Raw genomic sequence first — 23,420 nt, 5'->3', positions numbered from 1 at the left:
CCGCGTTCTTGCCTTGAGCGAACTCAGTTGCCGTCGCCTCGCAGACATGAGGGACGCTTTCGGAACGGTGGGGCGAGTTGTTGTCCAATAAATCCGTGAAGCCTTCCGCCACGCGCATTACTGCCCTATGTCTGCTGATTTGTCTCGGCGCAGCCATCGTGCAGGGCGTTTTCTCCTCCAGCATTGCGTCCATTGCAGCCGTGCCGTTCTTCGGACTCTATCTCGTTATTGCATCTCGCTATATCGCCCGCATCGGATGGGTACTGCTTTTCTTTTCCCTCGCGATTGCCCTTCTGGCGCTGGCAGACGGGATCCGAGCCGGCATCTTTGTCGAAGCGGCCGGGCGTGTCGTGTTCCTGTCCGCGCTGCTCACGGCTGTCGCCTTCCTGCGCATCGCGGCCACCCAAGACCCGATCGTCGAGGTTGCCGGTGAATTCCTGACACTGCAGCCGCCGACCCGTCGCTACGCCTCTCTGGGTGCGGGCGGGCATCTGTTCGGGGTGCTTCTAAATCTCGGCGGGCTTGGGGTGATGCTGGAGATCATAATGAAAGGGCTGGCGGCGCATCGGCACGAGATGGACGAATTCGTGTTCCAGGCTCGCAAGCGCAGGATGGTAAGCGCCTGTATGCGGGGGTTTTCCTCGATCGCTTTCTGGACGCCGTTCGGATTCGCTCTCAATCTGATGATTCTCACAATACCGGGGCTCGAATGGACGAAGCTAGCGCCTTACGGGATTGCTCTGGCCGGGATTCTGTTTCTTCTGGGATGGCTGTTCGACACGGTGGAATGGTGGCGCCCGCCCTCGGCGCGCGGCCGGGCACCGGCCCTGACCGGTGACTTGCCGGACTGGAGCCGCTGGGCCGTCCTGATCGTGTCCGGGCATGTGCTTTTTTTGGGCGCCGCCGTGATCACGCTGGACCGGTTGACCCAGTACAGTTTCCAGACCGTCCTGATCACCATCGTGCCGATCTATGCGCTGCTCTGGTCGGTTATGCGCAGCGGCAGTGGCAGCCTTGCCGGTATATCGCGCCGGTTTGTGACCCAGGCACCGGGTTTCGCGACCGAAATGAGCGTGATCGCATCGGCGGGATTCATTGGTCTTGTCGCATTGGAAGTCGCCCCGGTCGAATGGATTGCCGACCATTTGGGCTGGATGGCCACGCGGCCGGTCACGACTGTTGTGCTGTTGATCATGACGGTGTTTCTGACGGGGCTGCTGGGCGTGCATCCGATGATCTCGGTGGTCCTGCTGGCAGAGGTGGTCAACCGCGTCGGCGTGGAAGGTTTGTCGCCGCTTGCTCTGGGCCTTGCGCTGGCTGGTGGCTGGAGCAGCATCATCTGCATGGGACCGGCCATCACGGCGGTGGTCTACGCCTCCTCCATCGTGGGCGAGCGGCCGCTGACCATCGGCTTGCGGTGGAACGGGATCTTCGGTGTTGCGAGCATCCTCCTCATCACGCTCATCGTTGGCGGCGGTGTCGCGGCAGGGTGGTTCTGACCGGTCTCAATTGCCTGTGAGGGACCGGGCGCAAGCATTTCCACATATGTGTTCGATCAGGCTTTGCGCCAGTCGGAAGGTGATGGACCCCATAGCGTCAACTAGGATTGGTCAGCGCAATCACTATCGGAGTGTCACGCCCAACGATGGAAGGCCAAGCGAAACCCACACGTCGCAGCAAGGTCACAGGCCTGCAAGACGCAGCCCGGCTGGCACGAGGCGCTTTGGAAGAACGCCCCGAGCTTTGTCTCGGTGGTCTGTTCAAGCAAAGCCGCCCTGTCGCACTGGTGCGCGCGTTGCTGGCCGCGGGCGCAGATGGTCTGCATGTGTATTCCTCGCCGGGCGCGGGGTATGATGTCGACCTGATGATTGCGGCAGGCGCGGTCGCACAGGTCTTTATTCCCGGCGTTACGCTGGAAAACCGGCTTTGCCCGAACTTCCGCCGCGCGGTCGAGGCAGGGCAGGTGACCGCGCACGCGCTGGATGCGCTGACCGTGGTGGGCGGGCTGATGGCGTCGGCTCATGGCGTGCCGTTCCAGCCAATCGACGCGCTGCGCGGATCGGACGTTCTGAAGCACAACCCGCTTTTGCACGAAATCGACTGCCCGTTCTCCGGCCGCCGTATTCACGCCGTCGGGCCGATCCGCCCCAGAGTGACGTTCTTGCACGCGCAGGAAGCCGACCGTTGGGGAAACCTGCGCCATCTCAGCACGATGGTCTACGCCGATCAGCTGATGGCACGCGCGTCTGACATGGTCATTGCCAGCGTGGACCGGATCGTGCCGGACGAGGTCGTTCTGGACGATCCCTCGCGGGTTACCGTGCCTTCTAATTATGTCGATGCCGTGGTCGAGGTGCCCTATGGCGCGCACCCAACGGCGAGCTTTCCCAACTATGCGATGGACGAGGAACATATTGATGCCTACGCCGATCTGGGGGATGCCGCCCGGACCGGCGACAGCACGGGGCTGGACGCCTATATCACCCGCCACCTGACCGAGCCGAAAAACCAGAGCGACTACATCGAAGCGGTCGGGGGAACCGGGTATTTCGCCGTGCTCGAAGCCGAGGCACGGAACGAATGAGTGCAGCGGTTTCCCCAATTGAACAGATGGTCGTCGTGTTGGCCCGCGATCTGGCCGACGGAGAACTGGGTGCGGCGGGTGCAGCCGCGTTGGTGCCGATGGCGGCCATTGCGCTAGCCCGCGAGCTGCATGCACCGAACCTGACGGTCGGCGGCGAGATGTTCTTCAACCCCGAGCCGGGGCGTTTGTATCCGTCGATGCTGGACGATCGTGCGCTCGGCCGCTGCGAGGCCGCCGAGACCTTTATCGAGTTGTTCGGCCACAGCCATCACGGGCTGGATTTTTTCTTTCACAGTGGTTTGCAGCACGATGTGTACGGCAACATCAACCTGCACCACGTCGGCGGCACACTGCACGCACCAAAGATGCGCGGGCCGGGAGCGGCGAACCTGTCATACTGCCACACCTCGTCGCGGTATTACATTTGCCCCACCGTGCACACGGCGCGAAACTTTGTGGAAACGGTCGATTTCATTACAATACCCGGACATCTGTCCGGGCCTGCCGCGAAACGCGACGCCGGGTTGGTCAATGAAGGGCCGCGCCTGGTGGTGACGCCGCGAGCGGTTATGGAATTCGACAAGACGACGCTGCGAATGCAACTGAAATCGGTGCATGGGGGCAATACGCCCGAAGAGGTCCAGCGTCATACGGGGTTCGATCTGGCGATCAGAGGCGAGGTGCCGCAAACGCGGCCACCAACGGAGGAAGAATTGCGCGTTCTGAGAGAGCGGATCGACATATCGGGGGCCTTGCGTGCTTGAGCGGCCGGGCTGACGATTCTCTTAAAGTCAAAAACGGGAGGATAAAATGTTCCAACACAAGTTGACCGGGTTCCGGGCGGCGATGGGTGCTATTTCGGCTGTGGGGGCGATGGCCCTTGGCGGCGCGGCATCTGCCAAGGATCTCACGATGGGCACGACCAGCCCGACGTCGAGCCATTTCACCATTTCGGTTGCGATGAGCAAGGCAATCGAGACCGGTATGGAAGGCACCAATGTCAGCGTGATCGAAACCGGGGCCAGCGTGGACAATGTGCTGCGGCTGGCGCGCGACGAGATCGACCTTGGGCTTGCCACCACCGACATTCTGATCTCCGCCAGAAACGGGACCGGCAAGTTCGAAGGTAACGCAATCCCAGATACGGTTGCGCTTTATCCTTACAGCGCTTCGATCCTGCTGATCGCGGTCACCGACGAGTCTGGTGTGACGACGCTGGACGAACTGGACGGGAAGAAGTTCAATCCCGGCATCCGCGGATCGGCGGCCGAGACGTTGACGACCGGTGTCCTGTCGATGTTCGATATCAACGCGGACCTGGTGCATGGCGCCGTTGGGGACGCGGTGGAAGGCATCAAGAACCGCCAAATCGTCGGTTACAGTAAATACGGGGCCGCAGACTCCGTCGATGCAAGTCTACAGGAATTGATGACCAGCACCAAGATGCGCTTGATCGGCTTTACCGAAGAGCAGGAGAAAGCGGCGACTGGGGCTATGGAGGGCGTCGGTTTCACAACTCTTCCGGCAGAACTCATTCCCGGCTCCGAAGCAATGCGCGTTCCGAAGCTCAACGTTTTCTTTCTGACCCGCACCGGTGTCATGGATGACCAGACCGCCTACGACATCGCTCGCAGCATCCACCAGAACATGAGCCTGCTGACCGAAGCCTGGCCACAACTGGCGGACTATGACATTGCCGCCGATGCCGTCGCCACGATGGAGGCAGGAATTACCTATCATCCAGGTGCGGAACGTTACTGGAGAGAGGCGGCCGGAAGCTGACCGGAATCGCGGGCCGTCACGACGGCGGCCATAGGCTGATCCAGACGGGGTGCTGCGGGCACCCCGCCGTTACCGCTCTCGGAGAGAACATGACGCAGACATCGACCGCAATACCCAATTGGGAACGGCGCGGAGAGCAGGCGCTTGGCGTATTGTTCGCCGCATTCGTCGCGCTGCATTTCTATAATGCCCTCTTCGGACAGTTCGAACCGCTGGTTCAGCGACCGATTTTTGTCGGTTTCGGTATCGGCTGCGCGTTCTTTCTCTATGCGGCGCGGGCCTCGCGCACCGGTGCGCGAAGCGGGATTGAACGGGCTGTGGACATCATGCTGGGACTACTGGCGTTCGCGGTTTGCCTCTATGTAATCGTGAACCGGGATCGCTTTTCGGATATCATGGTGCGCTACGGGCCGCTCGACAAGGCGGCCGGTCTGTTGGCTGTTCTGCTGACTCTTGAAGCGGCGCGCCGGGTGATCGGCTGGTTCCTGCCGCTGCTGGCGCTTTGCACTGTGATCTATTTTTATTTCGGCCATGATCTGATCGAAGGGGCCTGGCGCCCACCGCGTGTGTCGGCCCGTACGGCGGTCGAGACTTTCTACAGCTCGACTACTGGCCTCTTTGGCTACCTTGCGGATATCGGGGCTCGGGTCATCGTGATCTATGTGCTTCTGGGGGCTCTGCTGTTATCCACCGGGTCGACAGATTCCTTTATGAAAATGGCGACCTGGATCGCCGGGCGCTCTTATGGCGGTCCGGCAAAGGTCTGTGCCCTGTCATCGGCGATGTTCGGGACGGTGACCGGCTCGGCGGTGGCCAATGTCATGGCGACCGGGTCGATTACAATCCCCACGATGAAGCGACTGCGCTATCCGCCGGCCTTTGCCGGGGCGGTTGAGGCAGTCGCCTCCTCCGCCGGCCAGCTTACGCCGCCGGTGATGGGGGCGGCGGCTTTTATCATGGCCGAGTTCCTGGCCATTCCCTACACCGATATCGTCATCGCGGCGATCGGTCCGGCGTTTCTCTATTACCTTGCGGTATGGTTCGGCGTGGATCTCTATGCCCGCCGCACAGGGCTTCAGCCGACACCAAGGAGCGAAATGCCCGAACCGGCGGAATTCCTTGCGCCGGACAAGTCGATCCCGCTGTTCCTTCCCATCGCGGCGATGGTCTATTTCCTTTTCAACGGTTACACGCCAAGCTATGCAGGGGCGGGTGCGATCATCGTGCTGGTCGTGGCCTGTGGTCTGGTGCGTCCCTTCGCACGCGACGGAAAAAAGCAGGGTGTGCTGGCCTGTTGGGCCAAGCTGGCCCGCGACATCTATGAGGGGATGGTCGAAGCAGGGCGGGCGCTGGTGATGATCGCGGCGCTGCTTGCCTGCGCCGCCATCGTCGTCAAGGTTCTGACGGCGACGGGTGCCGGGGTCAAAGTCTCGAACCTGTTGTTCTCTGTGTCCGGTCAGGGGTTGATCGTGGCCCTGTTGCTGGCGGCGGTGCTGGCGATCCTGCTGGGCATGGACGTGCCGACGACGGCCTCCTATGTGCTGGCGGCGGCAATCGCCGCGCCCAGTCTCGTGCGGCTTGGCCTACCCGAACTGACGGCTCATCTTTTTGTCTTCTACTATGCGATCCTGTCGGCCATCACGCCACCGGTCTGCGCCAGTGTCTATGCCGCCGCCGCCCTGGCAGGGGCCAATTTCTGGCGGGTGGCGGGTCGCGCGCTGATGCTGGCCGGAGCGATCTATGTGGTGCCATTTCTGTTTGTGTTTCGGCCGGGCATACTGGCCCAGGGCGGCACGGGGCAAATCCTAATGGATATGGGCGTTGCCTCCGCCGCGGTTTTTGCCGTCAGCGTCGGCACAAGCGGCTGGTTTCGTGGAAAGGTGCCGGTCATCGGCCGGTTGCTGTTCCTGTCGGCTGCCGCCTTGCTGTTTTACGCCGCGCCTGCGGCCGACATCATTGGCGGGCTGGCGCTGGCCGGACTCTTGGCGTGGCGGTTTCTGCACGGAGCACCGCAGCCCGGCCGCGCCGGGTGACCTCCGAAAAGCGAAGAGCCACCGCAGATACCCTCTGCGGCGGCTCTCCTACATTCGACCCCGAAGTGGCTATGCCACTGGCCTCAGGTCAATTTGAAGTAGGGAAATGTCACTTCGTCGTTTGCCTTGACGAACGTCACTTCCACCTTGGCCCCGATATGAACCTTCTCGGGATCGCCGGTCTGGATCCGGCTCATCATCCGGGGGCCTTCCTCCAGCTCGATCAATGCCACGACATATGGCACGTCATCAGCGAATGCCGGCCCAGCCGGACGGCGCGCGATGGTGAAGGTATGCACCTCGCCTCGCCCGCTGACGGTATCGAAGTCGAGATTGTCGGAATGGCAATGCGGGCAAACGGATCGCGGATAGAAATGATGCTTGCCGCAATCGCCGCAGAGCGGGATGTCGAGGCGGCCCTGGCGCGCGGCCTCCCAGTAGGGGGTGCTGTCATGGTCGATTACCGGAAGCGGTTTTTCTGTACTCATCGGTTCAGTCCTTTTGCAAAATCACGGTCGCGCCAGAGGACAGCGTGCCCCCGGTTCCGTGTACCAGCGCGGTCTCGGCGCCCTTGACCTGGCGTTCGCCGGCCTCGTCGCGAAGCTGCCGGACCGCCTCAATCAGCAAGAACATTCCGAACATGCCTGGATGCAGCGCCGAAAGGCCGCCGCCACTGGTGTTCATTGGGAACGCTCCGCCCGGTGCAGTGCGCTGGCCCGACACGAAATCCCCGCCCTCGCCGATCTTGCAGAAGCCGAGAGCCTCGAGCGAGAGCAGCACGGTGATGGTAAAGCTGTCATAGATCTCGACCAGGTCGATATCCGAATGGCTCACCCCGGCCATTTTCATTGCGCGTTCCCCGGCCTTTTGCGCGGGAAGCAGGCGGGCGAGGTCCGGCATTTCGCCGATGGCCCAGTGGGTATGCGCCTCGCCATAGCCCTTGACCGCGACGGGACGGGTGTTGAGGTCCTTGGCCCGCTCGGCGGTGGTCATGACGATGGCGCCGGCCCCGTCGGTGACGAGACAGCAATCGAGCAGGTGCAGCGGCTCCGAGATCATCGTGCTGGACAGTACGTCGTCGATCGACAGCGGATCGCGCCGCGTCGCCTCGGGATTCAACTGTGCCCATTTCCGGGTCGCGACGGCGATTTCGGCGAGGTTTTCGGACGTGGTGCCGTATTCGTGCATGTGGCGCTGCGCGGCCATCGCATAGCCGCCCACAGGCGTGGGCATCCCAAAGGGTGTTTCATGTTGCATGGACAGGACCGAGGGCCGGCCCCCCAGGTTGCGGCTGCGCAGGGATTTCTGGTCTGAGCTGTAGACGATCAGCGCAACCTCGCAATAGCCTTCGCGAAGCGCCATGGCAGCATGTGCGACATGGGCCTCGAATGCCGAACCACCAATATTCGTGCCATCGACGAATATCGGCATGATGCCCAGATATTCGCCCAGCGTCACCGTGGCCAGTTGGCCGGGGCCGGGGACACCCCACATGCCGGCGGTCAGCAGGCCGTCGACATCGCTCAGTTTCAGTCCGGCTTCTTCGACGGCGGCTTTTGCCACCAACGCGGCATGACCAAGGACCGAAGCCTTTGTGACGAACTTGCCGTCCTCCAGCGGCGCATCGGCAACGCCGACGACCACCGGTTCTCGTCCGTTCTTCATATGCTCTTTCTCCTTCTTGTCGGGCTGTCCCGCTGCGCCCCGAACTGTCAGCCCGGGCGCATGGTCTTGGCGATGAGGGTGCGCTGAATCTGCGAGGTTCCGCCGCCGATGGTGCTTTGCATCCCTTCGCGGAAATACCGCTCCATATCTGCTTCGGGCAGCATCGAGTGGCCACCCAGGATCTGCATTCCGTTGCGCGTCACCGTCTGCAGCGTCTCGGAGGCATAGAGCTTTGCCATCGAGACCTCTCGCGTGCAGGGCGTCTTGGCTGCGGCCAGGCTGGCGGCGCGATAAACCAACAGCCGGGCGGCATCGACCTGGGTCTGCATGTCGGCCAGCATGTGGCGGATCACCTGAAAGTCGAAGATCGGCTTGTCGAACTGAATCCGTTCGTGGGCGTAGCGCAGAGCATCGTCTAGGGCTGTCTGGGCATTGCCCACATAGGCGGCGGCCACGGCCACGCGTTCCAGTTCCAGATGGTCGGTGATGATCTTCCAGCCATCGTTTTCCGTGCCCAGCAGCGCATCGGCCGGCAGTTTCACGTCGTCCACGAAAATCTCGGTGGTGCCGGTTGCGCGGCGCGCCATGGTCGGCAGCTTGCGGATGTCCAGACCTTCGGTGTCATTGGGGATCAGGAAAACCGACAGCCCCTTGTGTTTGGGCGCGTCGGGGTCGGTCCGGGTCAGCATGGCAAGGATTGCGTTATCGGCCGCAGCGCCCGAGCACCACAGTTTCTGCCCGTTGACGACCCAGCCGTTGCCGTCGCGCCGCGCCCGGGTCTTTGTCGATGCCGCATCCGACCCCGCGCCCGGTTCGGAAATCGAGATCGAAAAGCGGATGTCGCCATCGAGGAAGGGCTGGATGTACCGCTCTTTTTGCTCGGGCGTGCCGAATTTCTCGACATTCATCGCGGTGAACGTCGCCACCATCAACCCGGTCGAGAAGTCAAAGCCGTATTTGGCCAACCCTTCGCACATCAGGGCATAGTCCATGATGTCACCGCCAAGACCGCCGCTCTCTTCTGAAAACAGGATGCCGAGCCAGCCCTGCTTGGCCACTTTTTCATAGGCTTCGTAGGGGTATTCGCGCTCGCGGTCGCAATTGCGGATATAGTCTCGGCCGATCTCTTCCTCGACAAAACGCTCGACGGTCGCGCGCCACATCTCTTGCTCGGGTGTCAGAAAGTTCATGCGCTCTCTCCTTGTGTTTTGTCGCGCGACGCGTGGATTTTGGCCGGCTCTCCGGGGCGATCCAGACGCGACTTGCGGATCAACAGGCTGAACTCGCAGCGCAGGACCGTCTCGTCCCGCTGGTTGATGCCTTCCAGTTTGCTGGTCACGACACCGTGCTTTTTGTCATGGTCCTTCAGGTCGATGATTTCGGTTTGGGCCCAAAGGGTGTCGTTGATAAAAGTGGGCCGCAAAAAGCGCAGCTTGTCACAGCCATAGAAAGCGGCCAGCACAGAACTGTCGAAGGGGATCATCGCATTGACGATCGAGAACACGAGGCTGCCCTGCACGAGGCGCTGGCCATACAGAGACGATTTGGCGTGCTCGACGTTGGAGTGAAGTTCCAGCCAGTTCCCAGTCAACATGCAGAAATTGACGACATCGGTTTCGGTCATCGTCCGACCACTCGAAATGCCGGTCTGGCCAAGTGACAACTCTCCAAAAGGGTGACGTATCACGTTAATTTCTCCTGTTCGTCCGCGTTGGAAGACAAGACGATCAAGGCATCGGCGGCGACCAATCCCTTCCCGTCGGCCCGGACCATCACAGGGTTGATTTCAATTTCCGAGATCAGATCGGCGTTCTCGGCAAAGAAAACAGATATGCGTGAAATCAGGTCTGCCAGGGCACCTTTGTCGGCCGGTTCAGCGCCGCGTAATCCTGTCAGCAACCGCGCCCCCGGACCCGATCGCACCATGGCCTCGGCAGTTTGCGGCGTGGCGGGCGCAAGCCTGATTTCGGCGGCATCAATCAGTTCCACAAGGATGCCGCCAGGACCGGCCAGAACGATCGGACCAAAGGTGTCGTCGCGTTTGCAGCCGATGATCCATTCTGCCACGGACCCTTCTTCCATTTCCTCGATCAGCGCCGTGCCGCCCGCAAAACGTTCCGCCATTTCCGCGGCGGCCTGTTTCGCCTCTTCAGGGGAAAGACCCAAACGGACGAGCCCGTGATCGGACTTATGCGGATAGTCATCGTGGCACAGCTTGGCGGCACAGCGCCCGTGGTCGGGGTCACGTCGGGGCACCGGGATTCCGATCCGTTGCAGCAGATCCTTCGCATCGGCCTCGTGGATCACCGTGCGCCCGGCACGCTGCCAATTTTCCAGTGTTTCTCTTTGGGTCATGCCACTTCTCCTGTCGCGACCGCGAGGGCGGCGAGGCCCGATGCCGCCCGAGCGGGCGAATCATAGACAGGAACGGCTCGTTCGCGCAGCGCCTCGCCCGAGGCATTGCTGCGCGCCGAACCGGTCCAGACGATCAAGATTGGCTTGTCTGTGTTGTCGAACGCCTCGGCCAAGGCCTCGATGAACTGCTGATCTGGCACAAATGTGATAATTGCGATGGCAATATCCACGCCCGGATCGGCGGTAACGGCCTCCAGACAGCGTCCGACATATGTTGGATTCGCCAAAACCACACCGGTCAGATCGACCGGGTTTGTCACTGACCCATAAAAGGGCACATAGCGCGACAGCGCCGTCTGCGTCGTTTCATCCAGCACCGGAACTTCGAAGCCCGCGCTTTCGGCCAGGTCGGTCATTTCGACCCCAAGCCCGCCGGTGACAGAAATGATCCCGACCCTGTTTCCGGCCGGTCGCCGACCCGCGGCGAGCGCCGTTACGGCATCGACGGCTGCCACGGACTCACGGGCACGGATGACACCGGTTTCGCGAAAGACCGCGCTGATCACCCGGTCGTCCCCGGCCATGGCGCCGGTATGAGATTGGACCGCGCGTGACCCGGCGCGGCTGCGCCCGCTCTTGACCGCGACGACATGCTTCCCCGCCCGGGTCAGCCGCTGGGCCGCTTCGGCAAAACGGCGTCCATCACGCAGTTCCTCGACGTAGCAAAGAACGACCCGCGTCTGGGGGTCATTGCCCAGATAATCCAGCAGGTCCGCTGCGGTCAGGTCGGTTTCGTTGCCGCTGGAAACGATGGCGTTGATGCCCACGCCGCGTTCGCCCAGACGCAAAGCCATAAGGCCCGCAAGTGCGCCGGACTGGGAAATCATGGCCACGGGACCAGGCCGAAGATCGTTGAACATCGGGCTGAAAGTCAGTTGCAGGTCCGACGCGGGGCGCACCACACCTTCGCAGTTCGGCCCAACCAGTCGAAAGGGCGCGTCTTGCATGATCCGGCGCAAGCGCTCTTCGTTTTCATGCCCATCTTCGCCGGCTTCGGAAAAGCCCGAGGTGACCCCGACCACGACCTTGACATCGAGCCTGGTGCAGGTCTCCAGAGCGTCCAGCGCGACCCCGACCGGCGTTGCCAGCACAACCACGTCGATCGGGCTGTCGATCTCGTCCAGGCTGCGCACAGCCGGAAGGCCTTCGATCTCGCCGCCCGAAGGGTTCACGGGGATGATCCTGCCGCTGTAACCGTTGCTCTTCAGCAGGGCCAAAACGGCCTGCCCCAACTTGCCCTTGGTGCGGGATGCGCCAACCACCGCGATGGTGCGCGGATCGAACAGCCCGTCCAGAGCTTGGCCAACCGTGGGGCGGGGTGTCGTCATTTGATTCGTGTTCGGCTCTGGCACACTTTCCTCCGTCAAGTGAAAAAACATTGGTCCCTTTCGGAGATCTAACGGCTGTTCGATTATTCTCGCAATAGATTCCGGTTCCGAGCAGACTGAGGCTTTCAGAGCCGCAAACTAGGGCTTGACGTCGGAAAATTCGCAGAACGAGGCAGATACGTGAAAATGGATAATGGACCACTGAGCGATGTCAGGGTGATTGAACTGGGGCATGTGATCGCGGCACCGATGTGCGGCGCATTGCTGTCCGATTTTGGCGCTGACGTGGTCAAGATCGAGCGTCCGGGGATGGGTGACATGCTGCGGGTGCTGAGCGCGCGGACCAGCGATGGCGTGGGCGCCTGGTGGAAGACCCTGGCACGAAACAAGCGTCTGATGGCGCTGGACTGGAAGAGTGAAGATGGCCGCGCCGTTCTGCGGCGGCTGGTCGAAAACGCCCATGTGCTTATCGAGAACTTTCGACCCGGTGTTCTGGAACGGGCAGGGTTGGCCCCAGAGGTCCTGCATGAGTGGAACCCCGATCTGGTGATTGTACGGATATCGGGTTACGGCCAGACCGGACCGCGCGCCTCGTGGCCCGGATTTGGCCGCGCGGGTGAAGCAATGAGCGGGCTGGCCCACATAACAGGCTTTGCCGACAATGCGCCGATGCACCCCGGGTTCCCCGCGGCGGATTCGACCACAGGCCTCATGGCGGCTTACGGCACGATGATGGCGCTGCACGCGGTGCGAAACGGCAGTGCTCGGGGGCAAGTCGTGGACCTGGCCATTTTCGAGCCGCTCTTGCGCTTGATCGACTACCATGTGCCCACGCGCACCGGCGCGGGGATTTCCGTTGACCGAAATGGGCTTCAGGCCCCCAATTCCTACGCCCCTGCGGGGGTGTTCCGCGCCCGCGACGGTAAATGGATCACCGTCAGCGCGGGCAGTGCTGCAACCGGGCGGCGCCTCCTGGAGGCGGCAGTCGGCAAAAAATGGGCGGAGCAGCCGCAGTTCCAGAGCCTCGACGGCTTTGCGAAGCATATGGACGAAATCGTTGACCGGCTCGGGGCATTCGTTGCGCAGCATGACGCGCAGAAGGTTATCGACATTTTTAGCGCCCACGATGCCGTGGCTGCGATGGTCTATGACGTCGATGACATCCTGGCCGATCCTCAGATCGCCGCGCGGGGGGACATTGTCGGGGTGGAGGGCGACGACACCAAGGTCGTCGGGCCGGTACCAAAGCTGGACAAGACGCCGGGGCGGCTGCGCTGGCTTGGGCGCAGCGAACTGGGTGCCGACACCCGCGCAATCTTACAAGAGCTCGCGTACGACACCGGGCAAATCGACACCCTAATCGAACAAGGCACTGTGGCCGAACCGGGCCGCTGAGCCCGGTCTGCAAGACGTGAGGAGAAAATCATGACCTATCAGATGACATCCGAACAGCAGGGAATCCGCGATGCGATCCTGCGGATCTGCGAGGAATTCGACGACGAGTTCTGGCTGACACGCGATCGCGTAGGCGGCTTCCCGCGAGAGCTGCATCAAAAGCTGGCCCGCGATGGTTGGCTGGGGATTGCAATCCCCGAAGAGTACGGAGGTGCCGGTCTTGGCATCGTCGATGCCGCGATTATGATGCAGGCCATTGCGGAATCCGGCGGCGGCAACAGCGCCGCATCGGCGATTCACATGAATATCTTCGGTCTGAACCCAGTCGTGAAGTTCGGCACCGATGACCAGAAACAGAGATACCTTCCGCCTTTGGTGGCAGGCGACGAACGTGCGTGTTTCGGGGTGACCGAGCCGACAACCGGCCTGGACACCACCAAACTGAAAACACGCGCCGTGCGACAGGGTGACCGGTATGTGGTGCACGGCCAGAAAGTCTGGATTTCAACCGCTCAGGAGGCCGACAAGATCCTGTTGCTGGCGCGCACGACCCCGCTTGAGGACGTCAAGAAACCGACAGAAGGATTGAGCCTTTTTTACACCGACCTTGACCGATCTTTCGTCACCGTGCGCGAAATCGAAAAGATGGGCCGCAAATGTGTCGACTCGAACGAACTGTTCATCGACGGGCTTCCGATCCCTGCCGGGGATCTGATCGGCGAAGAAGGCCAGGGATTTCGTCAGATCCTGCACGGGCTGAACCCCGAACGGGTTCTGATTGCCGCTGAAGCAGTCGGAATCGGGCGGAATGCGCTTCGGCGCGCCGCGGATTACGCCAATGAGCGCGTCGTTTTCGGCAGACCAATCGGTCAGAATCAGGGTGTACAGCACCCCCTGGCCGCCAGCTGGGCGGAACTGGAGGCGGCCAACCTGATGGCGATGCACGCCGGCGCACTCTATGACGCTGGCAAGCCCTGCGGTAATGAAGCCAACGCTGGCAAATACCTAGCGGGCGAAGCGGCGGTGAAGGCGACTCAGACCGCGCAGCTGACCTTCGGCGGGTTCGGATACGCCAAGGAATACCATGTCGAGCGTCTTGTTCGGGAAGCCATCCTGTTCCGCATCGCGCCGGTCACCCCGCAACTGGTGCTTTCGTTTATCGCGGAACATGCCCTCGGCCTGCCAAAGTCCTACTAATTACGAACATCAAAGGAAGTCCAATGCGAATTCACGGAATGGATGCCATTTTCAAACCTCGCTCAGTAGCTGTGATTGGCGCCTCAAGCGACCCCAAGCGCATCGGTGGAAGGCCGGTGGATTTTCTCAAACGGCACGGTTTCGACGGCCCGATCCTGCCGATCAACCCAAAATCGCCCGAGGTGCAGGGCCTGACGGCGTATCCGTCGATCTCGGAGGCCCCCACGACACCGGACCTGGCTGTGATCGCGCTGCCCGCGCCGCTGGCCGTTCAGGCGGTCGAACAGTGCGCGGCCCAGGGTGTGCGGGGGGCGGTGATCTTCAGCTCGGGTTTCTCGGAGGTCGATGCTGACGGGGCCGCCCTTCAGGCGCGCATGGTCGACATCGCGCGCGAGGGCGGTATACGGCTTGTGGGGCCGAACTGCCTTGGTATCGCGAATGTGCGCCATAACCTGTATGCAACATTCACACCCGGGGTCGAGAAGCATCTGCCAAAACCCGGCGGCGTGTCGATTGTCAGCCAGAGCGGCGCGTTCGGCTCGTATTGCATGACGCTCGTTCGAATGCGCGGACTTGGGGTCAATACCTGGGCGACGACGGGCAATTCCTGCGATGTCGATTTTGCTGATGCCGTGGCCTATTGCGCACAAGATGACGATACCCGCGTGATCATGGGATATCTCGAAGGTGCAACCGATCGCGACAGGCTGGTCGAGGCACTGGAGCTGGCGCGTGCCTGCGAAAAGCCGGTGGTCATGATGAAAGTCGGGCGCAGTGCGGTCGGGGCAGAGGCCGCGCAATCGCATACCGCCTCATTGGCTGGGGCAGACTCGGTCTATGACGCGGCTTTCCGGCAGTACGGCGTTTACCGGGCGCAATCGGTCGATGAAATGTTCGATGTGACTTATGCCTGCGCCGAATCCGCGGCGATGATGCAGGGCGACCGGCTGGGCCTTGTGACAGTCTCGGGCGGGGTTGGGGTGCTGATGGCCGACGAAGCCGAAAAGCTGAAACTTGACGTGCCTGCGCTTCCCGATCATGCACAGAAAAAGCTGAAAGAGGTGCTGCCATTTGCCGGTGTCCGAAACCCGGTTGATGTGACGGCGCAGCTGGTCAATCAGATCGACCTTCTGGAAACCAACATGGATGTGTTGTTCGGCGATGGCGACATCCACGGAGCAATCATCTTCATGTCGACGGTCGGTCTGGTCGCCGACCTGAACGAAGCCATTCGAAGCGGTCTTGAGCGCATCCGCGCGAAATATCCCGGTCGGCCAATGCTGTTCTGTTCGCTGACAGAGCCAGAGGGTCGCGCCGCATATGAAAAGTCGGGGTTCATTGTGTTCGAGGAACCGACCCGCGCGGTCCGGGCTATGGCCGCGTTGCGCTATTTTGCCCGTTCCTTCGCGCGGGCAGGAGAAAAGGACCCGATCCCCGAACTGTCCAACCTGTCGCCGTTGCCGGACGGAATGGTGAACGAGATCGAGGCCAAGGCCCTGCTTGCAGAGGCCGGAATCGGGATCGTGCGCGAAACTCTGGCCACCACCCCCGAAGCGGCGGCCCAGGCAGCGCAAGAAATGGGATTCCCGGTCGTGCTGAAGATTGCCTCGCCCGACATACTGCACAAATCCGACATCGGGGGCGTAGCGCTTGATTTGCATTCGGCCGAAGATGTCCGCTCTGCCGGGGCACGAATCCTGGACCTGGCGTCCGAGAAGATGCCCGGTGCGCGGATCGACGGACTGGTCGTGGCGGAACAGGCAGCACCTGGACTGGAGGCTATACTCGGCGTGACCCAGGACCCGGCTTTCGGCCCGGTGGTCATGTTCGGTCTGGGCGGGGTGTTTGTCGAGGCCCTCGAAGACGTGTCTTTCCGCGTCGCACCATTTGGACCTGCCGAAGCGCGCCGTATGATTGACGAAATCCGCAGCCGCAAACTGCTGGACGCATTCCGAGGCGCACCCGAGCGCGACCTCGACGCTCTCGCCAACGCCCTTGCCCGACTGTCTGCATTTGCCGCCCATCACGGGGCCGCGCTTGAGACTATTGATGTCAATCCATTGATCGTCGGGGCAAGCGGGCAGGGTGCCGTCGCCGCTGACGGTGTGATTATACCCGCCATGCGAGGAGACCACTGACAACCGGACCCGAAATCTTCCCTGATCCCCAAGTCGCTTGCGGCGTGCTCCCGGCGTTTTCTAACAGTTGACAGAATTCACAAGCGCGGCCATCCTTTCGCGTGGAACGCTGTGCATATAACTGCACGCGGAGGGAGGAGATCATGGAAACCACGCAACAGATTTCAACAAAATCAGGCGGCGATCACATTGTGAAATCGGTGGCGCGCACCTGTCAGACTTTGGTGTACTTCGATGAAGTTCGGCGACCGCTGTCGGTCGTGGAAGTATCCAAGGAACTGGGGTACCCGCAGTCAAGTACCTCGGCGCTGCTCAAAAGCTTGGTTAAGCTTGGATTTCTGACCCACGATTCCCGAAAGAAGAGCTACTTCCCCACCGAGCGCGTTCCGCTTTTAGGGTCATGGATGAATCCAGATCTGTTCGGCGAAGGCACGATCCACCGGCTGCTCAAAAACATCTCGGAACGCACGCAGCATGTGGTGGTTCTGGCAACCAAGAACGGGGACGAAGCTGAGTACGTCCAAGTTATCCTTCCGAAAGATTCGCCGATCCACCACATATCGCTCGGGACACGTCGTCCGCTGGGGAACTCCGGTGTCGGGCGCGTTCTGATGAGTCGTTTCAGTGACGACGAAGTGCGCAGTTTGTTCCGCAAAATCAACGCCTATCGCGCACCCGACAAACCGGCAGTGGACGTGAAAGCTTTCGTGGCCTCGTTGGCAGAAACCCGTGCCAAGGGCTATTACCTCTCAACCGATCAGGTGGTTCAGGGGAGCGGCTTGATTTCCATGCCGTTTCCTAACCACCTGAGTTCGCGGCTTTTTGCTGTCGGGGTTGGCGCTCCAACCGATGTAATCTTGCGATCCGAAGCAGAGATCGTAGGGATCATGCGCGAAGAAATCGTTCGAAATCTGAAGAAGATGGATCAACAGTCCCTGACTTCCTGATCGTCTGCATCAGCCAGTGCCGTAACAAAATGGCCCGGCTTCATGAAAACGGGACTTGGGGGTCGCGGACCAAACGCGCCATTTGCCGATTTCAGGGTCCATTTTCAGGCGGCGGAAATAGCCTCTTCGCGTCAGGCTCAAGGTTGAGCCTGACCGGCGGGGCGTCGTTAGCACCGGCATCCCCGAAGGCCGGGCGGTGTAGGATGCGCTGCCCAGAGCAGTGCGACCACGGTTTCGGCCCGCCCCAAGAATACCGGCTTGAAGAGAGGCGCCGCGAAAGAGGCCGACCATCATCGTGTTGATCGTAAGCGGCGTCTACGCCCCACCGGAGTTCAGCTCGACGGCTTGAAGTTCCAGGGTAGCAACTCGTCGATCCGGTTCGCGGGATGCCCTGCCGCGATCGCCTCGAGCGTCGCCTTGAGATAGACAAAGGGTTCGATTTCGTTGATCTTTGCTGTGGCGATGAGCGAGGCGATGCGGCCCCAGGTCCGACCACCTTCGTCGTGGCCGGCGAAGAGTGCGTTCTTCCGCGTCAGGGCGATCGGCCTGATGAGATTCTCCACGGCATTGGAGTCGATCTCGACGCGTCCGTCCTGCAGGAAGGTCTGTAGCCCGTCCCACTGCCGGTGGATATAGGCGAGTTTCTCACCGAGGCGGGACTTGGCGGAGATCGGCGGCGCTGGCTCTGCAACCATTCGCCGAACTCGGCCACCAGCGGCGCGGTGCGTGTCTGTCTCGCAGACAGGCGCTGTCCCGGTCCCATGCCGCGGATCTCGGTTTCGATCCGGTAGAACTCGGCGATCCGGCGCAGCCCCTCGGCGGCGATCTCCGATCCATCACGGTCGAAGACTTCCTTCAGCTTCCGGCGGGCATGTGCCCAGCAGTGCGCAACCGTGATCGGCGCGCCGCCCTTGCGCGAGGGGCGCGTCAGCCGATCGTAGCCGGGATAGCCGTCCAGCTGCAGGATGCCGTCGAAGCCCTGCAGGATCTGCTCCGCGTTCACGCCGGCGCGGCTCGGGCGGTAAGTGAAGACCACGCCGGGCGGGTCATCGCCGCCCCAGCCCCGATCATCTCGGGCCAGCGCCCAGAGGAAGCCAGTCTTCGTCCTGCCTCGCCCGGGCTCCAGAACCGGCGCCGTCGTTTCGTCCATGAAGAGTTTGCCCGAGCCCTTCAGGTGCTCGGCGAGCCGGTCGACCACCGGGGCAAGGTGGAAGGCCGCGGTGCCGACCCAATCGGCGGGCGTGCTGCGCCGAAGGTCGATCCCGGAACGCGCGAGGATCTGGCTCTGGCGATAGAGAGGCAAATGGTCGGCGAACTTGGCGACGAGCACATACGCAATGGCGCCCTCGGTCGGCAGCCCGCCCTCGATCAGGAAGGCAGGGGCTGGCGCCTGGGTGACCCCTTCGGCGTAGGCACGGCAGGCATACTTGGGTCGAACCGTCACGATGACGCGGAGCTGGGCCGGCACGATGTCCAGCCGCTCGCTGCGGTCCTCGCCGATCCGGTGCATCGTGCCGCAGCCGCAGGGACACTCCAGGCTGGCCGGCTCGATCATCTGCTCGATCCGGGGGAGGCTCCCAGGCAAATTGCCCCGATTGCGGCGGGCGACCTTGGATCGCCGCGGACCGGACGAGGCCGTGGCGTCTTCATCCTGCTGGGCCTCTGCCTCGACGACGGCAGTTTCCAGATCTTCGAAGGCCAGATGCCGCTCGTCCTCACTCAGTTTCTCGGACCTTTTGCCATGCACGACCTGGTTCAGTTCGGCGACGAGGTGCTCGAGGCGCTTGTTGGCTTCCCTGAGTGCATCACGCTCGCGCAGGACGGCCAGAACAGCGTCACGCTGGTCTTCCGGAATGGCCGACAGGTCGAGGGATAGGGCGCTGGACATGGCGGCATCATATCCCGCTCCTGCGTTTGTCAGGCCGGCTTTCCCCGCCCTGAGTCACTCTGCCACAGCGGGGGCGCGCGTCTCCAGAGACCGCACCCGCCGCCAGTCCAGCCCGGCGAACAGCGCCTCGAACTGGGCGCGATTCAGGGTCATCGCACCATCCCGGATCGCGGGCCAGGTGAAGGTGCTCTCCTCCAGCCGTTTGTAGGCCATGACGAGACCGCTGCCGTCCCAGAACAGGATCTTCATCCGGTCTGCGCGATTCGCCCGAAAGATAAAGACCGTCCCGGTGAACGGATCTTCGGTCAAGGTCGACTGCACCAAGGCTGCCAGTCCATCATGCCCCTTGCGGAAGTCTACCGGCTTCGTCGCCACCAGGATGCGGACCCCTTGAGACGGCATCAGCATGCAGGCGCTTCCAGAGCGCGCACGATCGCGGCGATCTGACCTGCCGACGTGTCAGAAGACAGCTCGATCCGGGTTGTTCCCTTGACGATCCGGATCACCTGCTGGGGCTTCGCGTCGGAAAGCTCGGGCGTCTCAGTCGGATCGCAAATGACCAGAGGCGCGAAGACCGGCTCTCCGAGTTCCGCCGGAGGAAGAACCAGCTGGCCCTGCTTTGCCAGACGCCGCCAAGCCGAGAGCTGGTTTGGGCGGATGTCATATCGCTCGGCAATCGCATTCACGGTCGCTCCCGGCTCCAAAGTCTCTGCCACAGCGCGAGCCTTCACGTCGTCCGGCCAGCGCCGATGACCTGACCCGTAGATCTCGACGCCCAGAGATCTGAGAAACGAATTTGTCGCGCACATTGCGAAACACACTCCCCATCATGAGATGGATATCACCTCGCAGTGCCGGAGCTCATCTACAACGTGGGGCGCAGCCGCCGCTTACTGTTGATCGGCAGGCCACGGAATCCTTTCTTTCGGCCGTGAAAGCGCTGGAGATTCCCACCCACGATTGGCGTTCGATCTTCTCTGTTGCGTCGCCGCGGATTCAGTTCGCGTATTCGCATATATGTGTGATCTCGCGACAGTTGCGCTCCCGGCCACCCATAAACATTGACCGGTTCACCGCACCATGGTGCGCTGATCGACAACGCCACAGGGAGGAAGACTGCCATGACAAGAAACACAAAACTCGATCGGTTTGCCGCAGGGGCGGCGCTGGTGATCGCGGTCGGAACGATGCCGCAAATTGCGGCGGCCGAAGTGACACTCAAGGTTGCAGATACCTTTCCGCCCGGCCACTACATCGTCGAGACCGGCACCACCTACTGGATGGACCGCGTAACCGAGCTGACCGATGGCGAGGTCAAGTTTCAGTATTTCGGTGCCGGTCAGTTGGGTTCGCTGCGCGATATGTTCTCGATGGTGCAGACAGGCGTGGTGGACATCGGCTATGTTCCGCCGGCCTATAACGGGGGCACGATGCCGCTGGCGGGCGTGCACACGCTTCCTGGCCTTTTCTCGCAGAGCGTTGTCGGGACGCCCGCTTTTTTTGAAACGGTGACGTCGGATCCGATCCTGCAAAACGACTTCCTGGCCAACGGGATGCGCCCAGTCTGGGGTGTAATGACCTCGACCTACAACCTGTTCACCCGCGACCAGGATGTTAGCGGCATTGATGACATCAAAGGGCTGAAACTGAAAACCATTGCCGGGAACATGGCGGAGTCGGTCAAGGCCCTGGGGGGCGCGCCGGTTGATATTCCCAGCCCGGAAACCTATCAGGCCATCCGCACCGGCACCGTCGACGGCACGATCTTTCCCACCACCAGCATCTATTCCTACAAGCTGGACGAGGTAATCGATACCGCCGTTCTGGGTCTGGATGTTTTTGTGTATTGGGCGCCCTACGCGATCCGCGAGGAGGTCTGGCAGGATCTGTCGCCAGAGCATCAACAGGCCATTCAACAGGCGTCGCAGGAGGCGATGCAGCGAGTTGCCGAAGAAACCGACCGATCGGCCGCCGAGCTTGAGGACAAGATGCGGGACAGCGGTATCGAGGTCATCGTTCTGGATGAAGCGCAGCGCGAAAAGGTCAAATCGGCCACAGCGCCGGTGTTCGATGCCTGGGTCTCTGGTCTGCAAGAGCGCGGACTGCCTGCGGGCGAAGTGCTGGAGATGTTTCGTGCGAACATCGAAAAGCACCAGACGCAGTAAGGCGCGCAACCGTGTCCCGTCACGATCTTGATCCCCGAGAGGACGCCGTGCCGTCGCCGAGAGTTGGATTGCACGGTCCTCTGGGCCGAGCGATGGACCGGGTGGATACCGGGATGAACTGGCTGTCGCGCGCTGCGATGATGGTCATGCTGGTGCTGATCCTCATACAGGTCTTTACGCGCTATATCCTGAATGACCCGATCGAAGGGGTCATTGGCGCTACAGAGCTATATCTGATGCCCATCATCGTGTTCGGAAGCCTGAGCTATCTGGAAATGTATGATGGCCACGTGCGAGTGGGGATAGTGTTTGATGCTCTGCCCGAAGGGCTGCGGGCCGGTTTCAATGTCGTCTTGCGATTGGCAGCGGCCGCGTTTTTTGCGCTGATCTGTTACGGTGCCTCGCGCGAGGCGCTTAAGGCGTGGGACTTCGGATATCGCACATCCGGCGACATCGACGCGCCTCTCGTCACCACGCTTGTGATTGCGCCGATTGGCTGCGTGCTGATCGTTCTGCGCCTTCTCGTAAATGCGGCGGGTGACGTTCAGCACCTTCGCGGCGCTTCGGATCGGATTGGCTGAGTATGGAATTTCTTGCACCTGTGTCGCTATTGCTGGCGGGGCTTCTCGTCGTCGGGATGCCGATAGGCTTCGCGATGGGCATCGCCGGCACCGTCGGCCTGTATCTGATCGGCGGGCTCAATCTGGCGCTCGGCATCCTGTCGGTGGCCCCGTATCGCAACACCGCCTCTTGGCTGTTGACCGCCATTCCCTTGTTCATCTTGATGGCCGAGATCCTGTCGGCCAGTCGGATTTCGTCGGACATGTTCCGCGCCGCCAACAGGTGGGTGGGCCATTTGCCCGGCGGACTGGCCGTGGCCACGGTCTTTACCAGCGCAGGCTTCGGGGCGGTTTCGGGCTCGTCCACCGCGGCGACGGCCACGATGGCGCGCACCGTCGCGCCCGAGGCTGAGAAATATGGCTATGACCGCGGCATGATCGTAGGCACGGTTGCGGCCGCCGGGACGTTGTCGATCATGATCCCGCCTTCGGTTGTGCTGATGGTTTACGGTATCATCACCGAAACCTCGATCGGCGGGCTGTTCATTGCCGGCATTCTGCCGGGTCTCATTACCGCGCTCAGCTTTGCCGGGATCACGATGGTCTGGGCGACGCTGAACCGCGATCTGGCGCCACCAGTGCAAAGCCATGGGTGGCGTGAGCGCTTCGCGTCACTGCGCGACATCTGGCCGGTGGTTCTGCTGTTCGTCTTTGTCGTGGCCGGGATTTATTCTGGCGCTGTCACCGTGACCGAAGCCGCCGCGGTCGGCTGCTTTGGCGCGATCATGATTGCCGCCGGGTTGCTCAGACGTATGGGCTGGCGCGAATTCATGGGGGCGCTCGAACGTACAACGCGCCCGACTGCAATGATCTTCACCATTATTATCGGGGCGCACATTTTCGGCTATTTTGTCACCCTGACCATGGCACCGCAGGCGCTGGTTTCGTACGTGCAAGGGCTTGAGATCGGGCCGGGCGTGGTGATTTTAATCCTGATCCTGATCTACATCCTGCTGGGCTGCGTGATGGATCAGCTGGCGATCCTGATCCTGACCATGCCGATCGTCTTTCCAATGGTCATGGAGCTTGGCTATTCGCCGATCTGGTTCGGCATCCTGGTGACCAAAACGGTCGAAATCGGGCTGATTACCCCCCCAATCGGAATGAACGTTTTCGTCGCCAGCTCGATCACCGGCGTGCCTCTTAAACGGGTCTTTGTCGGGGTGCTGCCTTTCGTGCTGGCCGAGTTCGCGGTCTTGGCCCTGATCGCATTCTTTCCCGAGATCGTAACCGTGTTCTCGGGCGAATACTGACAACCTGAAG

General features: G+C 61.6%; 20 protein-coding genes and 1 pseudogene. 12 read left to right on the top strand and 9 right to left on the bottom strand.

Features of this window, described 5'->3' with window-relative positions; translation table 11 throughout:
• The first annotated feature begins 80 nt into the window (after positions 1-80).
• From GLS40_RS15570 to GLS40_RS15550, 5 genes are all read left to right on the top strand, one after another.
• On the top strand, positions 81-1,499 hold the full coding sequence (locus GLS40_RS15570) for a hypothetical protein (RefSeq protein WP_229737786.1): 1,419 nt from the start codon (positions 81-83) through the stop codon (positions 1,497-1,499).
• A gap of 224 nt (positions 1,500-1,723) precedes the next feature.
• On the top strand, positions 1,724-2,584 hold the full coding sequence (locus GLS40_RS15565) for a CoA transferase subunit A (protein ID WP_043753034.1): 861 nt from the start codon (positions 1,724-1,726) through the stop codon (positions 2,582-2,584).
• Complete coding sequence (locus GLS40_RS15560) at positions 2,581-3,348, top strand: CoA-transferase (protein WP_043753031.1); 768 nt, start codon at positions 2,581-2,583, stop codon at positions 3,346-3,348. The genes GLS40_RS15565 and GLS40_RS15560 overlap by 4 nt, the downstream gene beginning before the upstream one ends.
• 46 nt (positions 3,349-3,394) lie before the next feature.
• The gene (locus GLS40_RS15555) at positions 3,395-4,366 is read left to right on the top strand and encodes a TAXI family TRAP transporter solute-binding subunit (protein ID WP_043753029.1); all 972 of its coding nucleotides are present in this window, start codon (positions 3,395-3,397) and stop codon (positions 4,364-4,366) included.
• An 89-nt stretch (positions 4,367-4,455) separates the two neighbouring features.
• Positions 4,456-6,399, top strand: coding sequence for a TRAP transporter permease (locus GLS40_RS15550; protein ID WP_229737788.1), 1,944 nt, complete (start codon positions 4,456-4,458; stop codon positions 6,397-6,399).
• A gap of 83 nt (positions 6,400-6,482) precedes the next feature.
• On the opposite strand, the gene GLS40_RS15545 is transcribed toward GLS40_RS15550, so the two are convergent.
• Genes GLS40_RS15545 through GLS40_RS15520 form a run of 6 tightly spaced genes read right to left on the bottom strand, consistent with a single transcriptional unit; the run spans position 6,483 to position 11,858 of the window.
• Entirely contained in the window at positions 6,483-6,887 is a 405-nt protein-coding gene (locus tag GLS40_RS15545; RefSeq protein WP_043753026.1) for a Zn-ribbon domain-containing OB-fold protein, read from the bottom strand.
• Between the two features lie 4 nt (positions 6,888-6,891).
• The gene (locus tag GLS40_RS15540) at positions 6,892-8,064 is read right to left on the bottom strand and encodes an acetyl-CoA acetyltransferase (RefSeq protein ID WP_043753025.1); all 1,173 of its coding nucleotides are present in this window, start codon (positions 8,062-8,064) and stop codon (positions 6,892-6,894) included.
• Between the two features lie 47 nt (positions 8,065-8,111).
• Entirely contained in the window at positions 8,112-9,254 is a 1,143-nt protein-coding gene (locus tag GLS40_RS15535; RefSeq protein ID WP_043753022.1) for an acyl-CoA dehydrogenase family protein, read from the bottom strand.
• The gene (locus tag GLS40_RS15530; protein WP_048534163.1) at positions 9,251-9,688 is read right to left on the bottom strand and encodes a MaoC/PaaZ C-terminal domain-containing protein; all 438 of its coding nucleotides are present in this window, start codon (positions 9,686-9,688) and stop codon (positions 9,251-9,253) included. The genes GLS40_RS15535 and GLS40_RS15530 overlap by 4 nt, the downstream gene beginning before the upstream one ends.
• 59 nt (positions 9,689-9,747) lie before the next feature.
• Entirely contained in the window at positions 9,748-10,419 is a 672-nt protein-coding gene (locus tag GLS40_RS15525; RefSeq protein WP_043753019.1) for an acetate--CoA ligase family protein, read from the bottom strand.
• Complete coding sequence (locus GLS40_RS15520; protein WP_235905956.1) at positions 10,416-11,858, bottom strand: acetate--CoA ligase family protein; 1,443 nt, start codon at positions 11,856-11,858, stop codon at positions 10,416-10,418. Before GLS40_RS15520 ends, GLS40_RS15525 begins: the two co-directional genes overlap by 4 nt.
• A 135-nt stretch (positions 11,859-11,993) precedes the next feature.
• Here GLS40_RS15520 and GLS40_RS15515 point away from each other — a divergent pair, with 135 nt between their 5' ends.
• The 4 genes from GLS40_RS15515 (at position 11,994) to GLS40_RS15500 (ending at position 17,484) form a co-directional block, all read left to right on the top strand.
• The gene (locus GLS40_RS15515) at positions 11,994-13,202 is read left to right on the top strand and encodes a CaiB/BaiF CoA transferase family protein (protein WP_043753015.1); all 1,209 of its coding nucleotides are present in this window, start codon (positions 11,994-11,996) and stop codon (positions 13,200-13,202) included.
• A 30-nt stretch (positions 13,203-13,232) separates the two neighbouring features.
• Positions 13,233-14,399 carry an acyl-CoA dehydrogenase family protein gene (locus GLS40_RS15510; RefSeq protein WP_043753010.1) on the top strand — a complete coding sequence of 389 codons (1,167 nt, stop codon included), beginning with the start codon at positions 13,233-13,235 and terminating at the stop codon, positions 14,397-14,399.
• A 38-nt stretch (positions 14,400-14,437) separates the two neighbouring features.
• Entirely contained in the window at positions 14,438-16,537 is a 2,100-nt protein-coding gene (locus GLS40_RS15505; RefSeq protein ID WP_160383640.1) for an acetate--CoA ligase family protein, read from the top strand.
• A 143-nt stretch (positions 16,538-16,680) separates the two neighbouring features.
• Entirely contained in the window at positions 16,681-17,484 is an 804-nt protein-coding gene (locus tag GLS40_RS15500) for an IclR family transcriptional regulator (protein ID WP_043753004.1), read from the top strand.
• A gap of 332 nt (positions 17,485-17,816) precedes the next feature.
• On the opposite strand, the pseudogene tnpC reads toward GLS40_RS15500, so the two are convergent.
• The 3 genes and pseudogenes from tnpC to tnpA form a co-directional block, all read right to left on the bottom strand.
• Positions 17,817-19,372, bottom strand: a pseudogene (gene tnpC / locus GLS40_RS15495) (IS66 family transposase).
• 54 nt (positions 19,373-19,426) lie between these two features.
• On the bottom strand, positions 19,427-19,780 hold the full coding sequence (gene tnpB, locus GLS40_RS15490) for an IS66 family insertion sequence element accessory protein TnpB (protein WP_043753001.1): 354 nt from the start codon (positions 19,778-19,780) through the stop codon (positions 19,427-19,429).
• Entirely contained in the window at positions 19,774-20,181 is a 408-nt protein-coding gene (gene tnpA, locus GLS40_RS15485; RefSeq protein WP_043752998.1) for an IS66-like element accessory protein TnpA, read from the bottom strand. Before tnpA ends, tnpB begins: the two co-directional genes overlap by 7 nt.
• 312 nt (positions 20,182-20,493) lie before the next feature.
• Here tnpA and GLS40_RS15480 point away from each other — a divergent pair, with 312 nt between their 5' ends.
• The 3 genes from GLS40_RS15480 (at position 20,494) to GLS40_RS15470 (ending at position 23,410) form a co-directional block, all read left to right on the top strand.
• Positions 20,494-21,537 (top strand): TRAP transporter substrate-binding protein, encoded by a 1,044-nt coding sequence (locus tag GLS40_RS15480; protein WP_027264365.1) that lies wholly within the window; start codon positions 20,494-20,496, stop codon positions 21,535-21,537.
• 113 nt (positions 21,538-21,650) lie between these two features.
• Positions 21,651-22,118 (top strand): TRAP transporter small permease, encoded by a 468-nt coding sequence (locus GLS40_RS15475; protein WP_157815108.1) that lies wholly within the window; start codon positions 21,651-21,653, stop codon positions 22,116-22,118.
• Positions 22,119-22,120: 2 nt separating this feature from the next.
• Positions 22,121-23,410, top strand: coding sequence for a TRAP transporter large permease (locus GLS40_RS15470; protein ID WP_043752993.1), 1,290 nt, complete (start codon positions 22,121-22,123; stop codon positions 23,408-23,410).
• Positions 23,411-23,420: the final 10 nt, after the last annotated feature.

It is taken from the genome of Pseudooceanicola pacificus, from assembly GCF_009789075.1.
GTDB lineage: Bacteria > Pseudomonadota > Alphaproteobacteria > Rhodobacterales > Rhodobacteraceae > Pseudooceanicola > Pseudooceanicola pacificus.
Note: the sequence above shows the minus strand (reverse complement) of the source record. Positions and strands in the feature narration are given on the sequence as shown.